Consider the following 21,389-nt stretch of genomic DNA (forward strand, 5'->3'; position numbering starts at 1 on the left):
ACGAGAGTAGCGAACTTTGCGCGTCACGAAAAGATGCACGTCCCGCAAAAATGCGTGACGCGCAACTTTTTCCTTCCTGTCTACCCCTGTCTCCGATTCAGGCTCAGCCCTCCAGCCCCACCGCCTCGGCCAGCGCCCGCATCCGCCGCCGGAAGCCGTCGCCCTCGACGGAGCCGAACCACACGGCGAGATGGTCCGCCTCCACGGCCCGCCATGCCTCGACCTCCTCGCGCACCTCCCGGACGTCGCGCCCGTCGTCGTCCCAGCCGATCCGCGTCCCGGCCTTGATCCGCCGCTCCCCGCCCAGCTCCCGCAGCCTCGCCCGCCGCTCGGCGAACTCCCGCGGCTCCAGCGCCACCCCCTGCCACCAGTCGCCCACCTCGGCCGCCCGGCGCAGCGCGGCCTTCGAGTTGCCGCCGATGAGGAACGGCACCGGGCGCTCGGGTACGGGCTGGAAGACGGCGCGCTCGTCGAAGGAGTGGAGCGCGTCCTGGTACGGCCCGCCGCCGCTCTGGTGCAGATGCCGGATCACCCGCAGCGCACTGGTCGTCCGGGCCCCCCGCGCCGCGAAGTCCACCCCCGCCGCGTCGAATTCGTAACGCTCCCACCCGGCCCCCACCCCCAGCACGAACCGCCCCCCGCTGGCCCGCGCCAGCGTCGCCGCCTGCCGGGCGACGAGCAGCGGGTCGCGCAGGGGCAGGATGAGGACGGAGGTGCCGAGGGTGACCTTGCGGGTGACCGCCGCGAGATACGCGAGCGCGGTCAGGGGTTCGTACACCCCGCCGTACTTCTCCGGCCCGTACGGGCCGGGCGGCAGCAGGTGGTCGGGCAGCCAGACGCCGTCGAATCCGAGGCGCTCGGCCTCCTGGGCGAGGTCGGCGAGCCGGCGGATGTCCATCTCGGGGGACTCGGCGGGCAGGACGACGTGCAGTTGCATGGTGAGGCTCCTCGGGCGGGTGGCCGTTGCGGCGGACCTTTGGAGCCTTTGTAGACCCTGACATCGGTGCGAGGGTCAACCCGCGTGGCAACGCGAAGAGGCCGGGCTCTTCGGCCCGGCCTCTCAGGAGGAATGACCCTCAGCCCTTCACCTCGGGCCCGGGTTGGGGAAGTGACCCTCGTCGGTGGTCGTGGCGCTTCCCGCGGTGTATTCAACAGCGTTGGCGCCGATATTAGGGAGGTGGCTGTCGTCTGCAACTGCGAACGCAGTGGACTGGAGCGCAAGGCCGATGGATGCGAATATCGCAATCCCCAAGGCAGTGATAGCTTTTCTGGTACGAGTCATTCCGGTTCCTCCGGCTGAGGGCGAGTTATTTATTTTGTATTGCAAACTTGCCAATGATGGGTACGTATGTTCGGCCATGTGGCCCGAAATGGCCGAAGCCTGGCTGGAAGGCGGTGCCTGGCACACGGAGGGGCCGATGTCGACGACCTCCCCTCCGCGCCGTCGACATCGGCCCCCCGTGGTGTGCCACCTCATGGCTGGATGACGGTGGTCAGCCTTTGCCGCCCGACGGCATGTGGCTCTCCATCGACCTGATCGTGCTCGGGTCGATTCCTTCGCCGCCGTCCGCCTCGGCCTTCGTGCTCTTCTCGGGCTTGTCCTCGTCTTTGGCGGCGAGTGGCTTGGGCACCGGCATGTGACTCTCCTGTGCCACGAGGGGCGTGGGGGCCGGCATGTGGCCCTCGTCCATCGTCGTGACAGGGGTGGGAGCCGGCATGTGGCCCTCGTCCGTCGCGGCGAGAGTCGTGGGAACAGAATCGGCTTCCAGGGGTCGATAGGCGTCGGATTGGGGCTTCTTGTCTTGGTTTGTCACACTGAACTCCATCGGAAGCAGGTGGGAACGGCGTCCGTAACGCCCGCCCGGCGACTCCCCCGTGGGTCGCCGGACGGGCGCCGCAGGGGCCGCCCACCTTACGGTGAGACCTCACAGCCGACCCGTCTGCCCCCCGCGGGGACGGATCGACTGCTTCAAGAGTTCCGTACGGCGATAAACGAACGATGAACGAGACGTTCGGCGGCGTTATGCCGCGGCCGCGAGTGTAAGGAGCCCCTGAACTTCCTCCGCCTCGGGCGCGTTCAACTGCTCGTGAATGGCCAGCGCCTCGCGCCAACAGGCGTCAGCGCGTCCAGCCTGCCCGAGTTCCAGCAGTGCCTTACCCAGTACGGTGAGCACGATGGCGCGCCTCCACTCGCCACCGATGCCGCGCAGCGCGAGGGCCTGTTCGGCGTGCTGGGCTGCCTGGGGAGCGTGACGCATCACCAGATGGGCCTCCGCCAAGCGCTGATGGGTCATCCCCTCCCACAGGGGCTGACGGTTCTCGCGGAACAAGTCAAGCGCCTCTTTGAGCTGTTCGAGCGCCTCGACCGCCTTCTCCGCACGGGTCAGCACCATGCCGAGCGCGTACTTCGCGTTGGCCAGGCGCAGTGTCCGCCCAAGACTCTCGTAGATCTGGACGCCCTCCCGCGCCAGCTCTACAGCACTGTCGGTGCGTCCCATCTCGATACGCACACGCGCCAGGTTGCACAGGGCGCTCGCCTCGCAGGGGCGGTCTGCGATGGCGCGGTAGGCCTCAATGGCTTTGAGGAAGTGGGTTTCCGCGTCGTTGAGGGCCCTTCGAGTGACCCCTGCGATGATGCCGCGTTCGGTGAGGGCGCGCCCGACGGACACCGGGTCATCCGCCTGGGAGATCAGCATCAGAGCGCGCTCGGCCTCCGCGTCGGCCTCCTCGAACCTGCCTGTCAATCCACGAACCTTGGACAAGCACGTACGGGCACGCCCTTCCGTCCTGGTATCGGCCGAGGCGTGTGCGGCTTCGCTGATCGTCACGGCGACAGCTTCGTAACGAGGCGCATTGGCTCCCGATTCGGCGAGGTCGACGGAGGCCGCCAACAGGTCCGCGGCGCGGCGCAGCGTCGCGCCGGAGGCGGACTGCTGGGCGCAGGCCAACAGGCAGTCGGCCTCGGTGAACAGCCAGTCGAGCGCGGCGTCGTGGTCCGCGAAGTCGAGCCCCGTCTGCTCGGTGGGCGACAGATGGTCCACCAGCCGGTCCCCCGGCCGCTCCAGTGCGTACACGCGCGCGGCCGTGGCGAGGTAGAAGTCCAGCAGCCGCGACATCGCCGCCTCACGGTCCGCCACGGGCTGATCCCGTTCCGCACAGTCACGCGCGTAGAGGCGTACGAGATCGTGGTAGCGGTAGCGCCCGGGGGCCGCGGATTCCAGCAGCGAGGCGTCGACGAGGGACTCGATGAGTTCCTCGGCGTCGATAGGGTCCATGTCGAGGACGACGGCGGCCGCCGCCAGTGAGATGTCCGGCCCGTCGGCGAGCCCCAGCAGGCGGAACGCCTCTCCCTGGGCGGGCTCCAGCTGACCGTATCCGAGCTCGAAGGTGGCCTTGACCGCCAAGTCGCCCGCTCGCAGCTCGTCCAGCCGGCGGCGCTCGTTGCCGAGCTTGCGGGCCAGCGTGGACACGGTCCATGTGCGGCGCGCGGCGAGCCGGGAGGCGGCGATGCGGATGGCCAGGGGCAGGAAGCCGCACGCGGCCACCACGTCCATGGCCGCGTCCCGCTCGGAGGCGACCCGCTCCTCGCCGACGATGCGGGTGAAGAGGACGAGCGCCTCCTCAGGGCTCATCACGTCCAGGTCGACCAGGTGGGCGCTCTCCAGGTCGACCATGCGGACGCGGCTGGTGATCAGCGCGGCGCAGCCCTCCGTCCCGGGCAGCAGGGGACGCACCTGCGCGGCGTCGCGGGCGTTGTCCAGGAGGGTCAGCACACGTCGGTTGTCGAGGGTGGAGCGGTAGAGCGCGGCGCGCTCCTCGACGCCGTCCGGGATGGCCGTGTCCGGGACGCCGAGGGCTCGCAGGAAGGCCCCCAGGACGGCTTCCGGCTCGGCGGGGACGGGCCCCGCGCCCTGGAGGTCCACGTAGAGTTGGCCGTCCGGGAAGTGGTGGCGGGCCGCGTGCGCGACATGGACCGCCAGGGTCGTCTTGCCGACGCCGCCGATGCCCGCGACCGCTGACACGGCCATGACATGCCCCTCCGCGGTGGCGAGCTGGTCGCTCAGTTCCTTGACGAAAGCGGCGCGTCCCGTGAAGTCCGCCACGGTCGCGGGAAGCTGGGCCGGTCGTACGAAGACGAGTCCCGCGGGCGCCCGGCTGTCCACGGGCGCGGCCAGTTGGGCGTCCGCCTGCAGGATGCGCTGATGCAGCTCGGACAGCTCCGCGCAGGGGTCCACCCCGAGGTCCTCGGCCAGCAGCCGCCGGGTGTCGTTGTACACGGCCAGCGCCTCGGCCTGACGCCCGCTGCGGTAGAGCGCCAGCATCAACAGCTCGCGCAGCCGCTCGCGGAGCGGGTGGGCGGCGGTGAGGGCGGTGAGTTCGGAGACCGCTTCCATGTGGTGGCCGAGTTCCAGGTCGAGGTCGAGCCTGGCCTCGATGAGGGAGAGGTGCCACTCCGTGAGCCGGGTGCGCTGGGCCTCCGCGTACGGCCCGGGCACATTGGCCAGGGACTCGCCGTCCCAGAGGTCCAGCGCCTCGCCGATCAGTTCACGGGCCCGGGCCCGGTCGCCGGAGTTCCTCGCCTTCTCTGCCTCCGTGACCAGGCTTTCTGCCACTTCGGTGTCTAGCGCGCCCATCCCCACCTGGACGGCGTAGCCCCCCGACTCACTGATCAGGACGTCCGAGTGCGGGGCGAAGGCCTTGCGGAGTCGGGAGGCGTAGGTGCGCAGCGCCGCGATGGCCGCGTCCGGGGGGTCGTCGCCCCACAGGGCGTCCACCAGCTCCGGGGCGGTCGCGGTGCGTCCGCCGCGCAGCAGCAGGGCGGCGAGCAAGGCTTTCTGCTGCGGTGAACCCGTGTTGAGCTGTTCCTCGCCTCGCCAGGCCCGTACCGGTCCGAGCACGGTGAAGCGCAAGGGCTGTTCCTGCCCTCGCCCCTTCTCGCCGGCCATGGTCTCCCCCTGCCTATGCCTCCCAGTTGCACGGGCCAGTTTGCCCTGCCGGTGCCCCTTACGTCAGTAGGGGCAAGGCGTCTCCACAAGGCCTGCCAGAGTTGGCGAGGCGGTGATCTGGCGAATCGTCAGATGGCTGGATCGCTTTCAGTCAGGTGCTTGGCGTCCCGCAGGGGAGTGGGATGGCTGAGAAAGGGGGGCTGGCGTGAGGAGATACCGGGTGCCGTGGTCGACAATCGGTCCATATTCCCCGGATCGGCCACCTCGAGCCGCTTCCGGATGGCCTGTGCCTCGCTCCAGCACTCCTCCGCCAGGGCTCGCTGTCCCAGGGCCGTCAGAGCCTTGGCGTGCACCGTAAGAAAGGACAGGCGGCGCCATTCACCGCCGAGGCCGCCCAGGGCGAGTGACCGCTCTGCGTGCGCCACCGCCTGGGCGGGGCGATTCGCTGCCAGATGAGTTTCGGCCAGCCGGAAATGCGTCATGCCCTCCCACAGCGGTTGACGCGCCTCGCGAAATGTGACGAGCGCGTGGGTGAGTTGGTCGAGCGCCTCGTCCAGGCGGCCTGCGCTCGTCAGCGTTATCCCCAGTGTGTACATCGCGTTGGCGAGCCGCAGCGGGGCGCCGAGCCGCCGGTAGATGGAGACGCTCTGCTCGGCCAGCTCGACGCCCGTCCGGGTGCGGCCGCGGTGCACATGGAGGCGGGCCAGGTTGGCCAGGGCGCTCGCCTCGCCGGCCTCGTTGCTCTCGGCGCGGAAAGCGGCGAGCGCCTGCATCATGAACGTCTCGGCGTCCTCGTACCGCTCCTGGCTGTAGGCGACGATGCCCAGTTGGTTGGGCGCGCGGCTGGCGACCACCGGATCGTCGGGCGCCAGTTCCAGTGCCCGGCGCAGTTCCAGGTCCGCCTCGGCGAAGCGGCCGGCGAAGCTATGCAGATGGCCCAGCGCGGAGCGTGCCCGGGCCTCGGTCCGGAAGTCCCGCGCGTCGTGCGCGGCGTCGCTGATCGACCGTGCCGCGTCCTCGTACTGGGGCGACCGGGCCCCGGATTCGGCGAGGTCGAGCGCGGCCATCAGCAGGTCGGCGGCGCGGCGGCGGGTGCTCGCGCCGACGCATCGCAGCGCGCAGGCGATCAGGCAGTCGGCCTCGGTGAACAGCCAGTCGAGCGCGGCCCCCGAGGACTCGAAACGCAGCCCCGGATGGCCTGTGGCCCGGAAGTGGCCGACTGTTCTGTCCCCGGGGCGCTCCAGCGCGTACACGTGGGCCGCCGTGGCGAGGTAGAAATCGAGCAGCCGCGACAGCGCGGCGTCCCGCTCGGCGACCGGCTGAATGTCGCGCCCCGCACACGCCCGCGCATACAGCCGCACCAGGTCATGGAAGCGGTAGCGCCCCGGCACGGTGGGTTCCAGCAGCGAGATGTCCACGAGGGACCCGAGAAGCCCGGCGGTGTCCTCCTCGTCCAGGTCCAGCAGGGCCGCCGCGGCGGGCAGCGAGATGTCGGGCCCGTCGGCCAGCCCCAGCAGCCGGAAGGCCCGGGCCTGCCGCGGCTCCAGCTGCCCGTAGCCCAGCTCGAAGCTGGCCTTGACCGCCAGGTCCCCGGCCCGCAGCTCGTCCAGCCGGCGCCGCTCGTCGGCCAGCTTGCGGGCGAGGACGGAGACCGTCCAGGTGCGGCGGGAGGCCAGTCGGCAGGCCGCTATGCGGATGGCGAGTGGGAGGAAGCCGCAGGACGCCAGGACGTCCATGACCTCCTCGCGCTCGACGCTCGCCCGCTCCTGGCCGACGATCAGGGCGAAGAGCGCGAACGCCTCCGCCGGGCTCATCACGTCCAGGTCGACCAGGTGGGCGCCCTCCAGGCCGGCCATGTTGGTCCGGCTGGTGACCAGCGCGGCGCAGCCGCCCGCGCCGTCGCCCGGGAGGAGCGGGCGGATCTGGGCGGCGTCGCGGGCGTTGTCCAGCAGGACCAGGACCCGGCGGCCCTCCAGGGCCGAGCGGTAGAGCGCCGCGCGCTCCTCCGCGCCGTCCGGGATCGCGGCGTCGGGGGTGCCCAGGGAGCGGAGGAAGGCACCCAGCGCGGCTTCCGGCTCGGCTGGGGAGGAGCCCGCGCCACGGAGGTCGATGTAGAGCTGGCCGTCGGGGAAGTGGCGGCGTGCGGCGTGGGCGATATGGACGGCCAGGGCGGTCTTGCCGATTCCTCCGGTGCCGGCGATGGCCAGGACGGCCGGCCCGCCGCCCCGGGCGGTCAGCAGCTCGCTCAGCGTCCGTACGGCCTCGGCGCGGCCGGTGAAGTCGGCCACGGCGGCGGGCAGCTGGGCGGGGCGCACGACGGAGGCGCCGGCGCGGTGGCCGTCGTGCAGCGCGGTCGGCGCGGCGAGTTCGGCATCGTCGCGGCGGGTCTGCCGCCCTGGCCCGGCGGAGGCGGGGGCGGGTGGCGGCGCCGTGGCCTCCGTGGCGGATGCGGCGCGGCCGCTCCGTTCCAACTCCAGTTCGATCCGGGCCTCGGAGAGGGCGAGAGCCGCCTCCTCGTCGCGCCAGGTGGTGTCGCTCCCTGGCGCGCTGCAACCCTCCTGCTCCCCAAGCCGCTTGTCGCCGACCACGGTGCCCCCCGCACGTACTTTTCCCTGCACCGGCAAGTCTGCCCTGCCTCGGCGCGTACGTCAGCAAAGACCGCGCCTTGTCCTGGGCCGACCCTGGTCCCCGGCCTCTTGAAGCGCGCGCGGGCGCACTAGCTGACGCGTCGTCAGATCGGCGCTACCGTGACACGCATGGAGAGCTTCCCGAAGATAATCTCGGTGGACGACCACACGGTCGAACCCCCTCACGTCTGGCGGGACCGCCTCCCGTCGAAGTACCGCGACATCGGGCCCCGCGTCGTCCGCGCGCCGCTGAAGGAGATGACCTTCGTCGGCGGGAAGTTCGCCCCGAAGATGGGCGCCCCCGGCGACGACGGGCCGATCGCGGACTGGTGGGTGTACGAGGATCTGACCCGGCCACTCACCCGCCTCGACACCGCCGTCGGGTACGACAGGGACGAGGTCAGGCTCGAGGCGATCACCTACGAGCAGATGCGGCCCGGCTCCTTCTCCGTCCCCGACCGGCTCGCGGACATGGACGTCAACCACGTGCAGTCCGCGCTGTGCTTCCCGACCTTCCCCCGCTTCTGCGGGCAGACCTTCACCGAGGCCAAGGACCACGAGCTCGGGCTGCTGGCGCTGCGCGCGTACAACGACTGGATGGTGGAGGAGTGGTGCGGGCCCGAGGCGCGGGGGCGGCTCATACCGCTGACCCTCATCCCGCTGTGGGACGCCGAGCTGGCCGCCGCGGAGGTGCGGCGCAACGCCGAGCGCGGGGTGCGGGCCGTGTGCTTCTCGGAGATTCCGCCGAACCTGGGGCTGCCGTCGGTGCACACCGACGCGTGGGACCCCTTCTTCGCGGCGTGCGACGAGACCGGGACGGTGCTCGCCATGCACATCGGGTCGTCCTCCCGCATGCCCTCGACCTCGGCGGACGCGCCCCCGGCGGTCGGTTCCACGATCACCTTCGCCAACTGCTGCTTCTCGATGGTCGACTGGCTGATGAGCGGCAAGCTGGACCGCTTCCCCGACCTGAAGATCATGTACGCGGAGGGCCAGATCGGCTGGATCCCGTACGTCCTGGAGCGCGCCGACGTGGTGTGGGAGGAGAACCGGGGCTGGGGCGGAGTGGCCGACAAGGTGCTGCGGCCGCCGTCCGAGCTGTTCGCCGAGCACGTCTACGGGTGCTTCTTCGACGACGCCTTCGGGCTGCGCAACCTGGACGCCATCGGGGTGGGCAACGTCCTGTACGAGACGGACTACCCGCACTCCGACTCGACCTGGCCCAAGTCGCGGGAGGTCGGCGAGGCCCAGATGGGCCATCTGCCGCAGGACGTCGTGGAGCGGATCGTGCGCGGCAACGCGATCGAGCTGCTGGGGCTCACGGAGGACGGCCTGTGGGCCGGTCCCGGGGCGTGAGCGCGGAGGAGGAGGAGGCGGCGGCGTGCGGGTTCTGCCCGAAGGGCGGCTGAGCTACGGGATCCAGCTTCCGGTCCAGTCGCAGAGCACCATGTTCGCCGAGCCGTGGGAGGCGCGGGCCGGCCCGGCCGACCTCGTGGAGATCGCCCGCGCCGCCGACCGGCTCGGCTTCGCGTACATCGCGGTGTGCGACCACGTCGCGATCCCCAGGCGGCTGGCCGCCGCCATGGGCACCGTCTGGTACGACCCGGTGGCCACCCTTGCCTATCTGGCCGCCGCCACCGAGCGGGTGCGGCTGCTCAGCCATGTCGCGGTGGCCGCGCTGCGGCACCCGCTGCTGACCGCCAAGCAGTACGCGACGCTCGACCGCCTGAGCGGCGGGCGGCTGATCCTGGGGGTCGGGGCCGGGCACGTGCGGGAGGAGTTCGAGGCGCTCGGGGTGGACTTCGCCGCGCGCGGCGCCCTGCTGGACGAGACCGTCGACGCGCTGAAGGCCGCGCTGGGCCCCGAGGAGTTCCCCGCCTTCCGCGGCGAGCGGTTCGCGTTCGCGGGGCTGGGGCAGGCTCCGCGCCCCGCGCAGCTGCCCCGGCCGCCGCTGTGGGTGGGCGGGTCCTCGGCCGCGGCGGTGCGCCGGGCGGCGGAGCGGGGGGACGGCTGGCTGCCCCAGGGCGATCCGCGGGACCGGCTGCCGGGGCAGATCGCCAGGCTGCGCGAGCTGCGCGAGCGGGCCGCCCGGCGCGACCCCGGCTGCGCCGAGCCCGCCGAGATCGGGGCCATCGCGGAGCCCCTGTACGTGGGCGCCCCCGGCTGGGAGGTCGGCCGGCGGACGCTGACCGGGACGCCGGACCGGCTCGCCGAGTCGCTGCGCGCGTACGCGGCGATGGGGGTGGACCAGATCCAGGTGCGGTTCCGCTGCCGCGACCGGGCCGAACTGATCGACCAGATGGCGGCCTTCGCCGCCGAGGTCGCTCCGCACCTCGACGACTGACCGGGATTTCACGGACGAGGAGGCAACAGTGGGCAAGCTGGACGGGCGGGTCGTCATCGTCACCGGGGCGGCGCGCGGGCAGGGGGAGCAGGAGGCGCGGCTGTTCGTCGCCGAGGGTGCGCGGGTGCTGCTCGGCGATGTGCTGGACGAGCAGGGCGAGGCGCTCGCCAAGGAGCTGGGGGACGCGGCCCGGTACGTCCACCTGGACGTGGGGCGGGAGGAGGACTGGGCCGCCGCCGTCCCGGCCGCCAAGGACGCCTTCGGCAAGGTCGACGGGCTGGTCAACAACGCGGGGATCCTGCGCTTCAACGAGCTGGCCGGCACCCCGCTGGAGGAGTATCTGGCGGTCGTCCGGGTCAACCAGGTCGGCGCGTTCCTCGGAATGCGGGCGGTGGTGCCGGAGCTGGAGGCGGCCGGTGGCGGGACGATCGTGAACACCGCCTCGTACGTGGCGCTGTCCGGCATGACGTTCCTGACCTCGTACGCGGCGACCAAGGCCGCCGTCCTCGGGATGACGCGGGTGGCCGCGATGGAGCTGGCGCCCAAGGGGATCCGGGTCAACGCGATGTGCCCCGGGGCGATCGACACCCCGATGACCAACCCCGCCCAGCTCGACCCCGGCGCCGACCTCGCCGAGGCGTCGGAGGCGGTGGACGAGCTGTACAAGAAGCTGGTGCCGCTGGGGCGGATCGGGCGGCCGGAGGAGGTCGCCCGGCTGGCGCTGTTCCTGTCCTCGGACGACTCCTCGTACGTCACCGGCCAGCCGTTCGTCGTGGACGGCGGATGGCTCGCGGGGGTCTCCGTCTTCTGAGGGGTTCTTCTGAGGGGCGGGGCGCCCGAACGCCTTATGCGGCCGCTCCTGGCCTTGACGGTCACACCTCGCGGTGCCAGAGTCAATCAAAATCTGACGGAGCGTCAGATGCGATCCAAGGCGGTGACCCTCCATGGAATTCGGGCTCTTTGTGCAGGGATACGTGCCCAGGAGTCGGCAGGAGGCCGACCCGGAGGCCGAGCACCACGCGCTGATCGAGGAGACCGAGTACGTCATCCAGGCGGACCGGTCGGGATTCAAGTACGCGTGGGCCTCCGAGCACCACTTCCTGGAGGAGTACTCCCACCTGTCGGCCAACGACGTCTTCCTCGGCTATCTCGCCCACGCGACCGAGCGGATCCACCTCGGCTCGGGAATCTTCAACCCGCTGCCGCAGGTCAACCACCCCGTCAAGGTCGCCGAGAAGGTCGCCATGCTCGACCACCTCTCCAGCGGGCGCTTCGAGTTCGGCTCGGGGCGCGGGGCGGGCAGCCACGAGATCCTCGGGTTCCTGCCGGGTGTGACCGACATGAACCACACCAAGGAGATCTGGGAGGAGACGATCGCCGAGTTCCCCAAGATGTGGCTCCAGGACGAGTACCAGGGCTTCACGGGCAAGCATTGGTCTCTGCCGCCGCGCAAGGTCCTGCCCAAGCCGTACGGGGCCGCGCACCCGGCCATGTGGTACGCCGCCGGGTCGCCGTCCTCCTACGCGATGGCGGGCGGCAAGGGGCTCGGGGTGCTCGGCTTCTCCGTCCAGAAGGTCTCCGACATGGAGTGGGTCCTCGACTCGTACAAGAACGCCGTCAAGGAGGCCGAACCGGTCGGCGGATTCGTCAACGACAACGTGATGGTGACGTCCACGGCGATCTGCGCGGAGACCCACGCCAAGGCGGTCGAGATCGCGGTCGGCGGCGGGCTCAACTACCTCCAGTCGCTGCTGTTCCGCTACCACGACACCTTCCCGCGCCCGGAGGGCATCCCCGAGTGGCCCGAGCTGCTGCCCGAGTACACCGAGGAGATCATCGAGCTGCTCATCGCGGAGGAGCTGATGATCTGCGGCGACCCGGACGAGGTCTTCCGGCAGTGCAAGCGGTGGGAGCAGGCGGGCGCGGACCAGCTGTCCTTCGGGCTGCCGATCGGGATCGGCCGCGAGGACACGCTGAACACGATCAAGCTGATCGGCGAGCACGTGATCCCGAAGATCGACACCGACCCGGTGCACCGCACGACCCGCTTCCGCCAGGCGGCCCGCGGTTGAACCCGATCCGCGGCTGGACGGGATCCGCGGCTGAACCTGATCCGCGGCTGAGCATGTCCCGCGACTGGGCATGAAGGGAGAACCACCGTGCTCGACCACCTCATTCGGGCGGCGACCGTCGTGGACGGCACCGGCGCCCCCTCGTACGTCGCCGACGTCGGCCTGCGCGACGGGCGGATCGCGGCCATCGCCGAGCCCGGCACCGCGACCGAACGGGCCCGGAGCGTCGAGGACGCGACGGGGCTCGTGCTCGCGCCCGGGTTCGTCGACCCGCACACCCACTACGACGCGCAGCTGTTCTGGGACCCGTACGCCACCCCCTCCCTGAACCACGGCGTCACCACCGTCGTGGGTGGCAACTGCGGCTTCACGCTCGCGCCGCTCAACCCGAAGCGGCCCGAGGACGCCGACTACACCCGCCGGATGATGAGCAAGGTGGAGGGCATGTCGCTGGTGGCGCTGGAGGAGGGCGCGCCGTGGAACTGGCACTCCTTCGGCGAGTACCTGGACGCGCTGGACGGGCGGATCGCGGTCAACGCGGGCTTCATGGTGGGGCACTGCGCGCTGCGCCGTCATGTCATGGGGCCCGACGCGATCGGCGGACGGCCCACGGCCGCGCAGATGGACGAGATGCTGCGGCTCTTCCACGAGGCCATGGACGCCGGGGCCTGGGGCCTCTCCACCACCCAGTCCTCCACCCACTCGGACGGGGACGGCAAGCCGGTCGCCTCCCGCCACGCCGGGCCGGAGGAGCTGATCGCGCTGTCGCGGGCGGTCGGCGAGCACGAGGGGACACAGATCGAGGCGATCGTCGCGGGCTGCCTGGACCGGTTCTCGGACGAGGAGATCGACCTCTTCGTGGCGATGACCACCGCCGCCGGACGGCCGCTGAACTGGAACGTCCTCACGATCGACGCGGCCGTGCCGGAGCGGGTGCCGCGCCAGCTGCAGGCGAGCGAGCGGGCCCGTGAGGCGGGCGGCCGGATCGTCGCGCTCACCATGCCGATCCTCACCCCCATGAACATGTCGCTGGGCACCTTCTGCGCCCTGAACCTCATCCCCGGGTGGGGTGAGATCCTCGGTCTGCCGGTCCCGGAGCGGATCGCAAAGCTGCGCGACCCCGTCGTCCGCGAGGAGATGCTGCGGCGGGCGCACAGCCCCGAGGCCGGGGTCTTCCGGCGGCTGGCCACCTTCGAGCGGTACGTCATCGGCGACACCTACTCCCCGGCCAACGCCGGGCTGACCGGGCGGGTCGTGCGGGACATCGCCGCCGAGCGCGGCACGGACGCCTTCACCTGCCTGGTGGAGATCTGCGCCGCCGACGAGCTCCGTACGGTGCTGTGGCCGATGCCGACCGACAACGACCCGGCGAGCTGGGAGCTGCGGCGGCGGACCTGGGAGCACCCGGACGTGCTCCTGGGAGGCTCGGACGCCGGGGCCCACCTGGACCGGATGTGCGGGGCCCCGTACACCACCCGCTTCCTGGGCGACTGCCTGCGCGGCCGGCGGCTGGTCGGCCTGGAGCAGGCGGTGCGGATGCTCACCGACGATCCGGCCCGCCTCTTCGGCCTGCGGGAGCGCGGCCGCGTCGCCGAGGGCTACCACGCGGACCTGGTGCTCTTCGACCCCGAGCGGATCGACGCGGGCCGGGCGAAGCTGGTCCACGACCTGCCGGGGGACAGCCCCCGGCTGGACTCCCGCGCGCTGGGCGTCGTCAGCGTGCGGGTCGGCGGGGTCGAGACCATCCGGGACGACCACGTCACCGGCGCGGTCCCGGGCCGCCTGCTGCGGTCCGGACGCGACACGAGGACGGTCAGCACGAAGGGATGAACCCGCCCGCGCGCGGCCGGTCCCCGGCGGGGCGCGGGTGCCGGTCCCCGGCGGGGCGGAGGTGCCGGCCCGCACCCGGGCCGGCCCGGGCCGAGGCTGGCCCGGCACCCCGGCAGGGCGCGGGTGCCGGTCCCCGGCGGGGCGCGGGGTGCCGGTCCCCGGGCGGGGCGAGGCCGGTCCCGTGTCCCGGTGGTGCCGACGCCGGTCCTGAGTGGCGCGCGGGTGCCGGCCCGCGCCCGGGCGGGGCCGAGGCCGGCCCCGCGTGCCGACGGGCCCCGCTACGCCGCGTTCAGCCGGGTTACGCCTCGCCCAGCCATATCGGGTTGGTCATCGCCGCCATCGGTCCCGGCACCCCCGACGCTCCGCCGTCCTTCGGGGCGCGGCGGACCTCGGCGCGTACGTAGGCCGCGTACGAGGCCGTGGTGCGCCACTCCACGTCGGCCGAGCCGGAGTCGGGGAGTGCCGTGGCGTAGAGCTGGCCCTGGTCGGTGATGAGCCGGACCGAGCAGCCGGGGCCGGCGCCGGAGACCTTGAGGCGGACCGTCACCTCGTCGCGGCGGGCGACGTGCAGCCGCTCGCCGATGCCGGCGTGCTGCCCGCGGCCGCCGACCGCCGAGAAGGAGAGGTCGATCGCGGAGGACTCCGCGATCCAGCAGCGCCCGGCCCGTATGCCCTCCTGGATGGCCGTGCGGGACAGGTCGTCGGCGAGCACCACCGTCTGCGGCAGCCCGACGACCTGGGGCTCGCGGTGGGCGTCGCTGTGGCCCACGGCGGGCAGCCAGCGGCCGTCGCCGCGGGCGGCGGCCACCAGGGTGTTGTCCCACTCCTGGACCGTGACCTCGTCGTCCGGGGTGAAGTCCGCGTTCCACACCTCGACCGCGTCGGCCTCGTTGAACCCGAACTTCCAGTTGCAGCCGACGCAGGTGCCGTGCGGGTGGGCGGGGATGACCAGGCCGCCGGCCTGCCTGATCTTGCGGGCGTAGCGCCCGAACGCGTTGTCCCGGGCGCGGTAGCGCCAGTCGATGAAGACGCCGGGGTCGGTGCCGAGGGCCACCACGTGGCCGTTGCGCGTGGTGATCTCCTCGCCGGTGAGGATCAGCAGGTCATCGCCCCAGAGGCCCTCCCACGCCGGATGCGAGGAGGTGGTGTTGTGCTCGGTGGTGGTGATGAAGTCGAGCCCGGCCGCCCGGGCGGCGGCGGCCACCTCGGCCGGGGTGCGCTTGCCGTCGGAGTGGACCGTGTGCAGATGGGAGTCGCCCCGGTACCAGGCCCGGCCGCGCCCCTTGGCCCGCTGCGGCGGGTATGCGGGCTTCGGCGTCTCGCCCGGCTCGCCGAACCGGAGCGTGACGGTGACCTTGTAGTCGAGCCCCTGCGGGGCGACCGTGTACGGGCCGAGCACGACATGCCAGGTGCCCGCCTTCACCGGCCCCGCCAGATACCCGGGCGTCGCCTGCTCGGCGCTGATCGCGAACTCGGTGCGGGCGCCTCCGGACCAGCCGCGGAAGCCGCGCCCGCCCAGGTCCGTGCCGCGCTCGTCGAAGATGCCGATGTCGCAGGCGTTTCCCTGGGTGCCGGCCGGAACGGTCGGCTTGTCGTAGGAATACGAGACGGCGATCTCGCGGACGCCCCGCGGGACCTCCACCGGGAGGTACACGAAGTCGGGGGAGCCGGTGGGCAGATGCCCCGTGACCGTCCTGGCCTGCTCGCGGTCCGAGCTGTCCGAGCTGTCCGCGCTGCCCCCGCCGTCGCGCTCCTGGGCGTGGGCGAAGGTCACCGGGTCGAGTGTGAGCACGCCCGCCGCGCCCGCAAGGGCGGAGAGTCTGAGTACCTCGCGTCGCTGCATGCAGTGCCCCCTGAGGCCGTCGTGTCGCGTCCGTCACCGTCACCGTCATCGCCGCCGTCACCGTCATTGTCGCTGTCGGTGCCGCCGGCGCTCACACCGTTGTACGCGTGAGTGACGCGCGCGGAAAGGCCTGTGGATAACTCGATGGCCGCGAGGGGACATGCGCACGGCGGCGCGGTCACCGGACGAGCGCGGGCTCGCCGGTGACGACCGGGCGGACCTTGGTGAGCATGAGGTCGAGGAACCGGTCGGGGTGGCGGAAGGACGCGAAGTGGCTCGCGTCGCGGATGACCGCGAAGTCCTTCACCGGCGCCGAGACGTCGTCGAAGAACCGCTTGGCCGGCTCGGGCGGGGTCATGACGTCGTGTTCGCCCTGGAAGACGAAGAACGGGAGCCGGAAGTCGGTGCCGTCGGCCCATTCGTCGAAGGCCACGGTCTGGGGTGCGAGCCGCTCCGAGAAGTCCATGCCCTTGAGGTAGCGGCGCAGCTCGCCGAGCCGGTGGAGCGGTGAGAACCACAGCGACCGGATCACCACGGTCTTCATGGTGTCGTAGGTCAGCGGGTCGGACACCACGACGAGCTTGTGGTACTCGGTCCACTGCCGCGCGGTCCAGCGCGCCGCGTCGGGGCCCATGGCGGTGACGGCGTCGAGTTCCTTGCGCTTGCCGGCGGCGCGCAGGCGGTGCACCAGGGCGTGGTACGCCGAGCGGTCGCGGCCGCCCGCGATGATGTTCTGGTCGGTGCCGACGTAGGCGGAGTACAGCTCGGGGTGGCTGCGGGCGAGCCGCAGTCCGAAGACGGTGCCGAAGGAGTTGGCGACCAGCAGGACCTTCTCGACGCCCATCCTGGCGCGCACGTGCTCGGTGACCTCGAGCGCGTCCTGGAGGATCCGCTCGAAGGTCATCTCGCCCTGCCCCTCCGGGCCGCCGTGGCCGAAGGTCCGGCCGCCGCCCCGCATGTCCCACCGCGCGATGGTGAAGTGCCGCTCCCAGGCGCGGGTGCGGGGGAGGTAGATGGAGTTGGCGGCGCCGGGGCCGCCGTGGATCTCGAGGATCACCGGGTTGCGGCGGTCCTCGCCCCGGATCGAGACCCACTGGTCGATGCCGCCCACGCGGATGAACCCGGACTCGTCGATGCCGCCGGGGGTGGCGATGCGCAGCAGCTTGGCGTTGGCCGCGCGCTTGAGCTGCCGGTAGCCGAGCAGACCGGCCGCGGGGGCGGCGAGCACGGTGGCGGCGGAGGCGGCGATGACGGTACCCAGCATGGGTTACTCCCTTAAACTGTTTATGCCATAAGCGATGCTGTTTAAGCTATATACAGTTGGTGGTGCCTGTCAACGCCACGAGAGAGAACGCCATGCGAGCGACCGCCGCGAGAGAGAACGCCACGAGAGAGGGAGCACCGTGATGGCCAGGAGCAGGGAGAAGAAGCGCGATCTGCGAGCGGGCGTCGCGCTGCTGTGGGGCGAACAGGACCAGCCCACCCGGGGTCCCAAGCCCAGCCTCGAACCCCGCCGCATCGCCCAGGCCGCCGTGGCCCTCGCCGACGCCGAGGGGCTGGAGGCGATCTCCATGCAGAAGGTCGCCGCCGAGTTCGGCGTCTCGGCGATGGCCCTCTACCGCTATGTGCCCGGCAAGGCCGAACTCGTCGAGCTGATGGTCGAAGCCGTCCTCGCGGGCGGGCCCGACCTGTCGGCCGCGGGCCCCGGCTGGCGGCCGCGGCTGGAGGAGTGGGTCCGCCAGTGCTGGGCCGTCTACCGGGCCCACCCCTGGCTGCTCGCCGCCACCGCGATGCGCCGCCAGGTCATGGGCCCGCACCAGCTCGGCTGGCTCGACGCCGCGCTCGCCGCCCTGGCGCCCACCGGCCTGACGGCCGCTCAGCAGCACCAGGTCTTCCTGCTCGCCATCGGGCTCGTCCGCAACCTCGCCCAGCAGCTCTCCGACGCGGACGAGTCCCACAGTGAGGAGTGGCGCCGGCTGACCGGCGAACTGCTCGAACGGCACGCCGACCGCTTCCCCGCGCTGACCCGGGCCATCGCCCACGGCCTCTTCGCCCCCGACGGCACCGACCCGCTCGAATTCGGCCTCGAACGGATCCTGGATGGCGTCGAAGCGCTCATCGCCCGCACGGGAGCCGGGCCCGAGGCCGCCACCGGGCAGGCCGTCTCCTGAACGCCCGCTCCCGCAGCCCCGCGCCCGGCATTCCCGCCCGGTATTCCCGCCCGGGCGCTGAACCGCCGTGAGGAGACCCACAAAACCGCTGGCCCAGCCGGTCTGGCGGTGTCGGACCCCCCTCGTATGCTCGGAGGATGACCACCAGCGCGCAGGGATCCGAGCCGTCCGCCCAGACTGCCCCCACCCCCACGGCGATGCGCCGCGCGCTCAAACGGGCCCGGGACGGCGTGGCGCTGGACACCACCGAGGCGGCGGTGCTGCTCCAGGCGCGCGGAGCGGACCTCGCGGACCTGACGGCCTCCGCCGCCCGGGTCCGCGACGCCGGCCTCGAGGCCGCGGGCCGCCCGGGGGTCATCACGTACTCCCGCAGCGTCTTCATCCCGCTGACCCGCCTGTGCCGGGACAAGTGCCACTACTGCACCTTCGCCACCGTGCCCGGCAAGCTCCGCCGGGCCGGCCACGGGATGTTCATGTCTCCGGACGAGGTCCTCGCCATCGCCCGGCGCGGGGCCGAACTGGGCTGCAAGGAAGCGCTGATCACCCTGGGGGACCGGCCCGAGGACCGCTGGCCCGAGGCGCGCGAGTGGCTGGAGGCCGAGGGTTACGACGACACCATCGCGTACGTCCGGGCCATCTCCATCCGGATCCTGGAGGAGACCGGGCTGCTGCCCCACCTCAACCCGGGCGCCTTGACCTGGACGGACTTCCAGCGGCTCAAGCCCGTCGCCCCCTCGATGGGCATGATGCTGGAGACCACCGCCGAGCGGCTGTGGAGCGAGCCCGGCGGCCCGCACTACGGCTCCCCGGACAAGGAGCCCGCCGTGCGGCTGCGCGTCCTGGAGGACGCCGGGCGCAGCTCCGTCCCCTTCACCAGCGGGCTGCTGATCGGGATCGGGGAGACCTACGAGGAGCGTGCGGAGTCGCTGTTCGCGCTGCGCCGCGTGGCGCGCGCCTACCACGGCATCCAGGAAGTCATCATCCAGAACTTCCGCGCCAAGCCCGACACGGCGATGCGCGGCATGCCCGACGCCCAGCTCGACGACCTGGTCGCCACCGTCGCCGTCGCCCGCCACATCCTGGGCCCCGGCGCCTGCATCCAGGCGCCGCCGAACCTGGTAGACGGGGAGTACGCGCGGCTCATCGGCGCGGGCATCGACGACTGGGGCGGCGTCTCCCCGCTCACCATCGACCATGTCAACCCCGAGCGCCCCTGGCCGCAGGTGGACGAGCTCGCCGAGCAGTCGGCCGCCGCCGGCTTCCGGCTGCGCGAGCGGCTCGCGGTGTACCCCGAGTTCGTCCAGCGCGGCGAGCCCTGGCTCGACCCCCGGCTGCTGCCCCACGTCAGCGCCCTCGCCGACCCGGCCACCGGCCTGGCCCGGGAGGACGCCACCCCCGCCGGCCTGCCCTGGCAGGAGCCCGACGAGGGCTTCGCCGCCTCCGGCCGCACCGACCTGCACCGCACCATCGACACCGAGGGCCGTACGGGCGACCGCCGCGACGACTTCGACGAGGTGTACGGCGACTGGGAGGCGCTGCGCGAGGCGGCGGCGCCCGGCATGGCCCCGTCCCGGATCGACGCGGACGTCCGCGCCGCCCTGTCCGTCGCCGCCGACGACCCCACCCGGCTGACCGACCCCGAGGCGCTGGCCCTCCTCCACGCCGAGGGCCCGGCGCTCGACGCGCTCTGCCGGATCGCCGACGACCTGCGCCGCGCCACCGTCGGCGACGACGTGACGTACATCGTCACCCGCAACATCAACTTCACCAACGTCTGCTACACCGGCTGCCGCTTCTGCGCCTTCGCGCAGCGCCGCACCGACGCCGACGCCTACAGCCTGTCGCTGTCCCAGGTGGCCGACCGCGCCCAGCAGGCCTGGGACGTGGGCGCGGTCGAGGTGTGCATGCAGGGCGGCATCCACCCGGATCTGCCCGGCACCGCCTACTTCGACATCGCGCGCGCCGTGAAGGAGCGCGTGCCGGGGATGCACGTCCACGCCTTCTCCCCGATGGAGGTGGTCAACGGCGCGACCCGCACCGGCCTGTCCATCCGCGAGTGGCTGACCGCCGCCCGCGAGGCCGGTCTCGACACGATCCCCGGCACCGCGGCGGAGATCCTCGACGACGAGGTGCGCTGGATCCTCACCAAGGGCAAGCTGCCCACCGCCACCTGGGTGGAGGTCATCAAGACCGCCCACGAGCTGGGCATCCGGTCCTCCTCCACGATGATGTACGGCCATGTGGACCAGCCCCGCCACTGGCTGGGCCATCTGCGGCTGCTCGCCCGCATCCAGCAGGAGACCGGCGGCTTCACCGAGTTCGTCACCCTGCCCTTCATCCACACCAACGCCCCGGTCTACCTCGCCGGCATCGCCCGCCCCGGCCCCACCGCCCGCGACAACCGGGCCGTCACCGCCATGGCCCGCCTGCTGCTCCACCCGCACATCCCCAACATCCAGACCAGCTGGGTGAAGCTGGGCGCGGAGGGCGCGGCCGAGATGCTCCGCTCCGGCGCCAACGACCTGGGCGGCACCCTGATGGAGGAGACCATCTCCCGCATGGCGGGCTCCTCCTACGGCTCGTACCGCTCCGTCCGGGACCTCGTCGCCATCGCCGAGTCCGCGGGCCGCCCGGCCCGCCCCCGCACCACCACCTACGGTCCGGTCCCCGCCGACCGCCAGGCGGCGGCCCTGGCCTCGGACGGCCACCTGCCGGAGCTGCTGCCGGTGCTGGGCGACTGAGCGGGCGCGCGCGGGTCAGGAGAGCCAGTCGGCGTAGCGGGTGGGGGCGAGCCGGGCGTTCTGGTCGGTGAGGACATCGCCCTTGACGGCGGCGAACATGCCGGCGGTGGGGTCGGTGACGACGGTGCGGGGGTCACCCTTGTGCGCCAGGGTGATCCGGCCCAGCTCGTCCAGGGCGAAGACCTCGGGCCCGCCGATGTTGCGGATGCCGTTCAGCGGGGGACCGGCGGCGACTTCCGCCACCGCGGCCGCCACGTCCTTGGCGGCGATCGGCTGGATCGGCGTGGCGGGCAGCCGGACGGTGCCGTCGTCGGCGGTCCAGGTCAGGACGGCGTCCATGAACTCCATGAACTGCGTCGCGCGGACGATCGAGTAGGGGATCGGCCCGGCCGCGAGGATGTCCTCCTGGAGCACCTTGGCCCGGTAGTAGTCCAGCTCCGGCACCTGGTCCGCGCCGACGATGGAGAGGATGACGACGTGTCGGACGCCGCCCTTCCGCGCCGCGGCCAGAAGGTTGTCCATCGAGGTCCGGAAGAACGCCGGTGAGGCCTCGTCGAAGGTCGGGGAGTTCGTCAGGTTGACGACGACGTCGGCTCCGGCCACCGCCTCGTCCAGTCCCCGGCCGCTGATCACGTCGACTCCGGTGGACAGCGCGTGCGGTACGGCCTGGTGGCCGGCGGCGTTCAGATCCCTGACGACCTGCGAGCCGATCAGCCCGGTGCCGCCGATGACTGCGAACTTCATGACACGCCTTTCATGGGGGTAGGTGCGGGTATGTGTCCTCTCTGCCGATCTCTACCCCCGCGTGGGCGGCA

14 protein-coding genes are annotated in these 21,389 nt (G+C 72.1%); 7 read left to right on the forward strand and 7 right to left on the reverse strand.

The genetic code is table 11. The annotated features are described in order from the left end of the window. Positions 1-103 precede the first annotated feature (103 nt). The 4 genes from BBH68_RS16800 to BBH68_RS16815 all read right to left on the reverse strand — a co-directional run bounded on the left by BBH68_RS16800 (position 104) and on the right by BBH68_RS16815 (position 7,534). A complete protein-coding gene (locus BBH68_RS16800; protein ID WP_065963224.1) occupies positions 104-937 on the reverse strand; it encodes a TIGR03619 family F420-dependent LLM class oxidoreductase in 834 nt (277 codons plus the stop codon). Between the two features lie 556 nt (positions 938-1,493). Further along, entirely contained in the window at positions 1,494-1,814 is a 321-nt protein-coding gene (locus tag BBH68_RS16805) for a hypothetical protein (protein ID WP_141713009.1), read from the reverse strand. Positions 1,815-2,021: 207 nt separating this feature from the next. Further along, a complete protein-coding gene (afsR, locus tag BBH68_RS16810; protein WP_065963229.1) occupies positions 2,022-4,946 on the reverse strand; it encodes an SARP-family global regulator AfsR in 2,925 nt (974 codons plus the stop codon). 128 nt (positions 4,947-5,074) lie between these two features. Continuing rightward, the gene (locus tag BBH68_RS16815; RefSeq protein WP_104531321.1) at positions 5,075-7,534 is read right to left on the reverse strand and encodes an ATP-binding protein; all 2,460 of its coding nucleotides are present in this window, start codon (positions 7,532-7,534) and stop codon (positions 5,075-5,077) included. Between the two features lie 168 nt (positions 7,535-7,702). On the opposite strand from BBH68_RS16815, the gene BBH68_RS16820 reads away from it, so the two are divergent. From BBH68_RS16820 to BBH68_RS16840, 5 genes are all read left to right on the forward strand, one after another. Then, the gene (locus BBH68_RS16820; RefSeq protein ID WP_065963231.1) at positions 7,703-8,929 is read left to right on the forward strand and encodes an amidohydrolase family protein; all 1,227 of its coding nucleotides are present in this window, start codon (positions 7,703-7,705) and stop codon (positions 8,927-8,929) included. Positions 8,930-8,954: 25 nt separating this feature from the next. Then, positions 8,955-9,917, forward strand: a complete 963-nt coding sequence (locus tag BBH68_RS16825) for a TIGR03619 family F420-dependent LLM class oxidoreductase (protein ID WP_174589034.1) — start codon at positions 8,955-8,957, stop codon at positions 9,915-9,917. Between the two features lie 28 nt (positions 9,918-9,945). Further along, positions 9,946-10,728 carry an SDR family NAD(P)-dependent oxidoreductase gene (locus BBH68_RS16830; protein ID WP_065963233.1) on the forward strand — a complete coding sequence of 261 codons (783 nt, stop codon included), beginning with the start codon at positions 9,946-9,948 and terminating at the stop codon, positions 10,726-10,728. A gap of 133 nt (positions 10,729-10,861) precedes the next feature. Beyond that, complete coding sequence (locus BBH68_RS16835) at positions 10,862-11,989, forward strand: LLM class flavin-dependent oxidoreductase (protein WP_065963234.1); 1,128 nt, start codon at positions 10,862-10,864, stop codon at positions 11,987-11,989. A gap of 87 nt (positions 11,990-12,076) precedes the next feature. Next, entirely contained in the window at positions 12,077-13,819 is a 1,743-nt protein-coding gene (locus tag BBH68_RS16840; protein ID WP_065963236.1) for an N-acyl-D-amino-acid deacylase family protein, read from the forward strand. Positions 13,820-14,117: 298 nt separating this feature from the next. Here the strand turns inward: BBH68_RS16840 and BBH68_RS16845 are convergent, their stop codons facing one another. Together BBH68_RS16845 and BBH68_RS16850 are read right to left on the reverse strand one after the other, a co-directional pair. After that, the gene (locus tag BBH68_RS16845; RefSeq protein WP_174589035.1) at positions 14,118-15,662 is read right to left on the reverse strand and encodes a CehA/McbA family metallohydrolase; all 1,545 of its coding nucleotides are present in this window, start codon (positions 15,660-15,662) and stop codon (positions 14,118-14,120) included. Between the two features lie 178 nt (positions 15,663-15,840). Continuing rightward, entirely contained in the window at positions 15,841-16,926 is a 1,086-nt protein-coding gene (locus BBH68_RS16850; RefSeq protein WP_065963239.1) for an alpha/beta fold hydrolase, read from the reverse strand. A gap of 142 nt (positions 16,927-17,068) precedes the next feature. Here BBH68_RS16850 and BBH68_RS16855 point away from each other — a divergent pair, with 142 nt between their 5' ends. After that, positions 17,069-17,833 (forward strand): TetR/AcrR family transcriptional regulator, encoded by a 765-nt coding sequence (locus BBH68_RS16855; RefSeq protein WP_065963244.1) that lies wholly within the window; start codon positions 17,069-17,071, stop codon positions 17,831-17,833. Between the two features lie 137 nt (positions 17,834-17,970). Further along, positions 17,971-20,574, forward strand: coding sequence for a bifunctional FO biosynthesis protein CofGH (locus tag BBH68_RS16860; RefSeq protein WP_065963245.1), 2,604 nt, complete (start codon positions 17,971-17,973; stop codon positions 20,572-20,574). A 15-nt stretch (positions 20,575-20,589) separates the two neighbouring features. On the opposite strand, the gene BBH68_RS16865 is transcribed toward BBH68_RS16860, so the two are convergent. Next, the gene (locus BBH68_RS16865) at positions 20,590-21,318 is read right to left on the reverse strand and encodes an SDR family oxidoreductase (protein ID WP_065963247.1); all 729 of its coding nucleotides are present in this window, start codon (positions 21,316-21,318) and stop codon (positions 20,590-20,592) included. Positions 21,319-21,389 lie beyond the last annotated feature (71 nt).

The organism is Streptomyces sparsogenes (assembly GCF_001704635.1).
GTDB lineage: Bacteria > Actinomycetota > Actinomycetes > Streptomycetales > Streptomycetaceae > Streptomyces > Streptomyces sparsogenes.

Bases quoted from the DNA above. Each gene is read 5' to 3' on its own strand.
- BBH68_RS16800 (WP_065963224.1), bottom strand. From the start codon at position 937: ATGCAACTGCACGTCGTCCTGCCCGCCGAGTCCCCCGAGATGGACATC.
- afsR (WP_065963229.1), bottom strand. From the start codon at position 4,946: ATGGCCGGCGAGAAGGGGCGAGGGCAGGAACAGCCCTTGCGCTTCACC.
- BBH68_RS16820 (WP_065963231.1), top strand. From the start codon at position 7,703: ATGGAGAGCTTCCCGAAGATAATCTCGGTGGACGACCACACGGTCGAA.
- BBH68_RS16835 (WP_065963234.1), top strand. From the start codon at position 10,862: ATGGAATTCGGGCTCTTTGTGCAGGGATACGTGCCCAGGAGTCGGCAG.
- BBH68_RS16845 (WP_174589035.1), bottom strand. From the start codon at position 15,662: ATGCAGCGACGCGAGGTACTCAGACTCTCCGCCCTTGCGGGCGCGGCG.
- BBH68_RS16850 (WP_065963239.1), bottom strand. From the start codon at position 16,926: ATGCTGGGTACCGTCATCGCCGCCTCCGCCGCCACCGTGCTCGCCGCC.
- BBH68_RS16855 (WP_065963244.1), top strand. From the start codon at position 17,069: ATGGCCAGGAGCAGGGAGAAGAAGCGCGATCTGCGAGCGGGCGTCGCG.
- BBH68_RS16860 (WP_065963245.1), top strand. From the start codon at position 17,971: ATGACCACCAGCGCGCAGGGATCCGAGCCGTCCGCCCAGACTGCCCCC.
- BBH68_RS16865 (WP_065963247.1), bottom strand. From the start codon at position 21,318: ATGAAGTTCGCAGTCATCGGCGGCACCGGGCTGATCGGCTCGCAGGTC.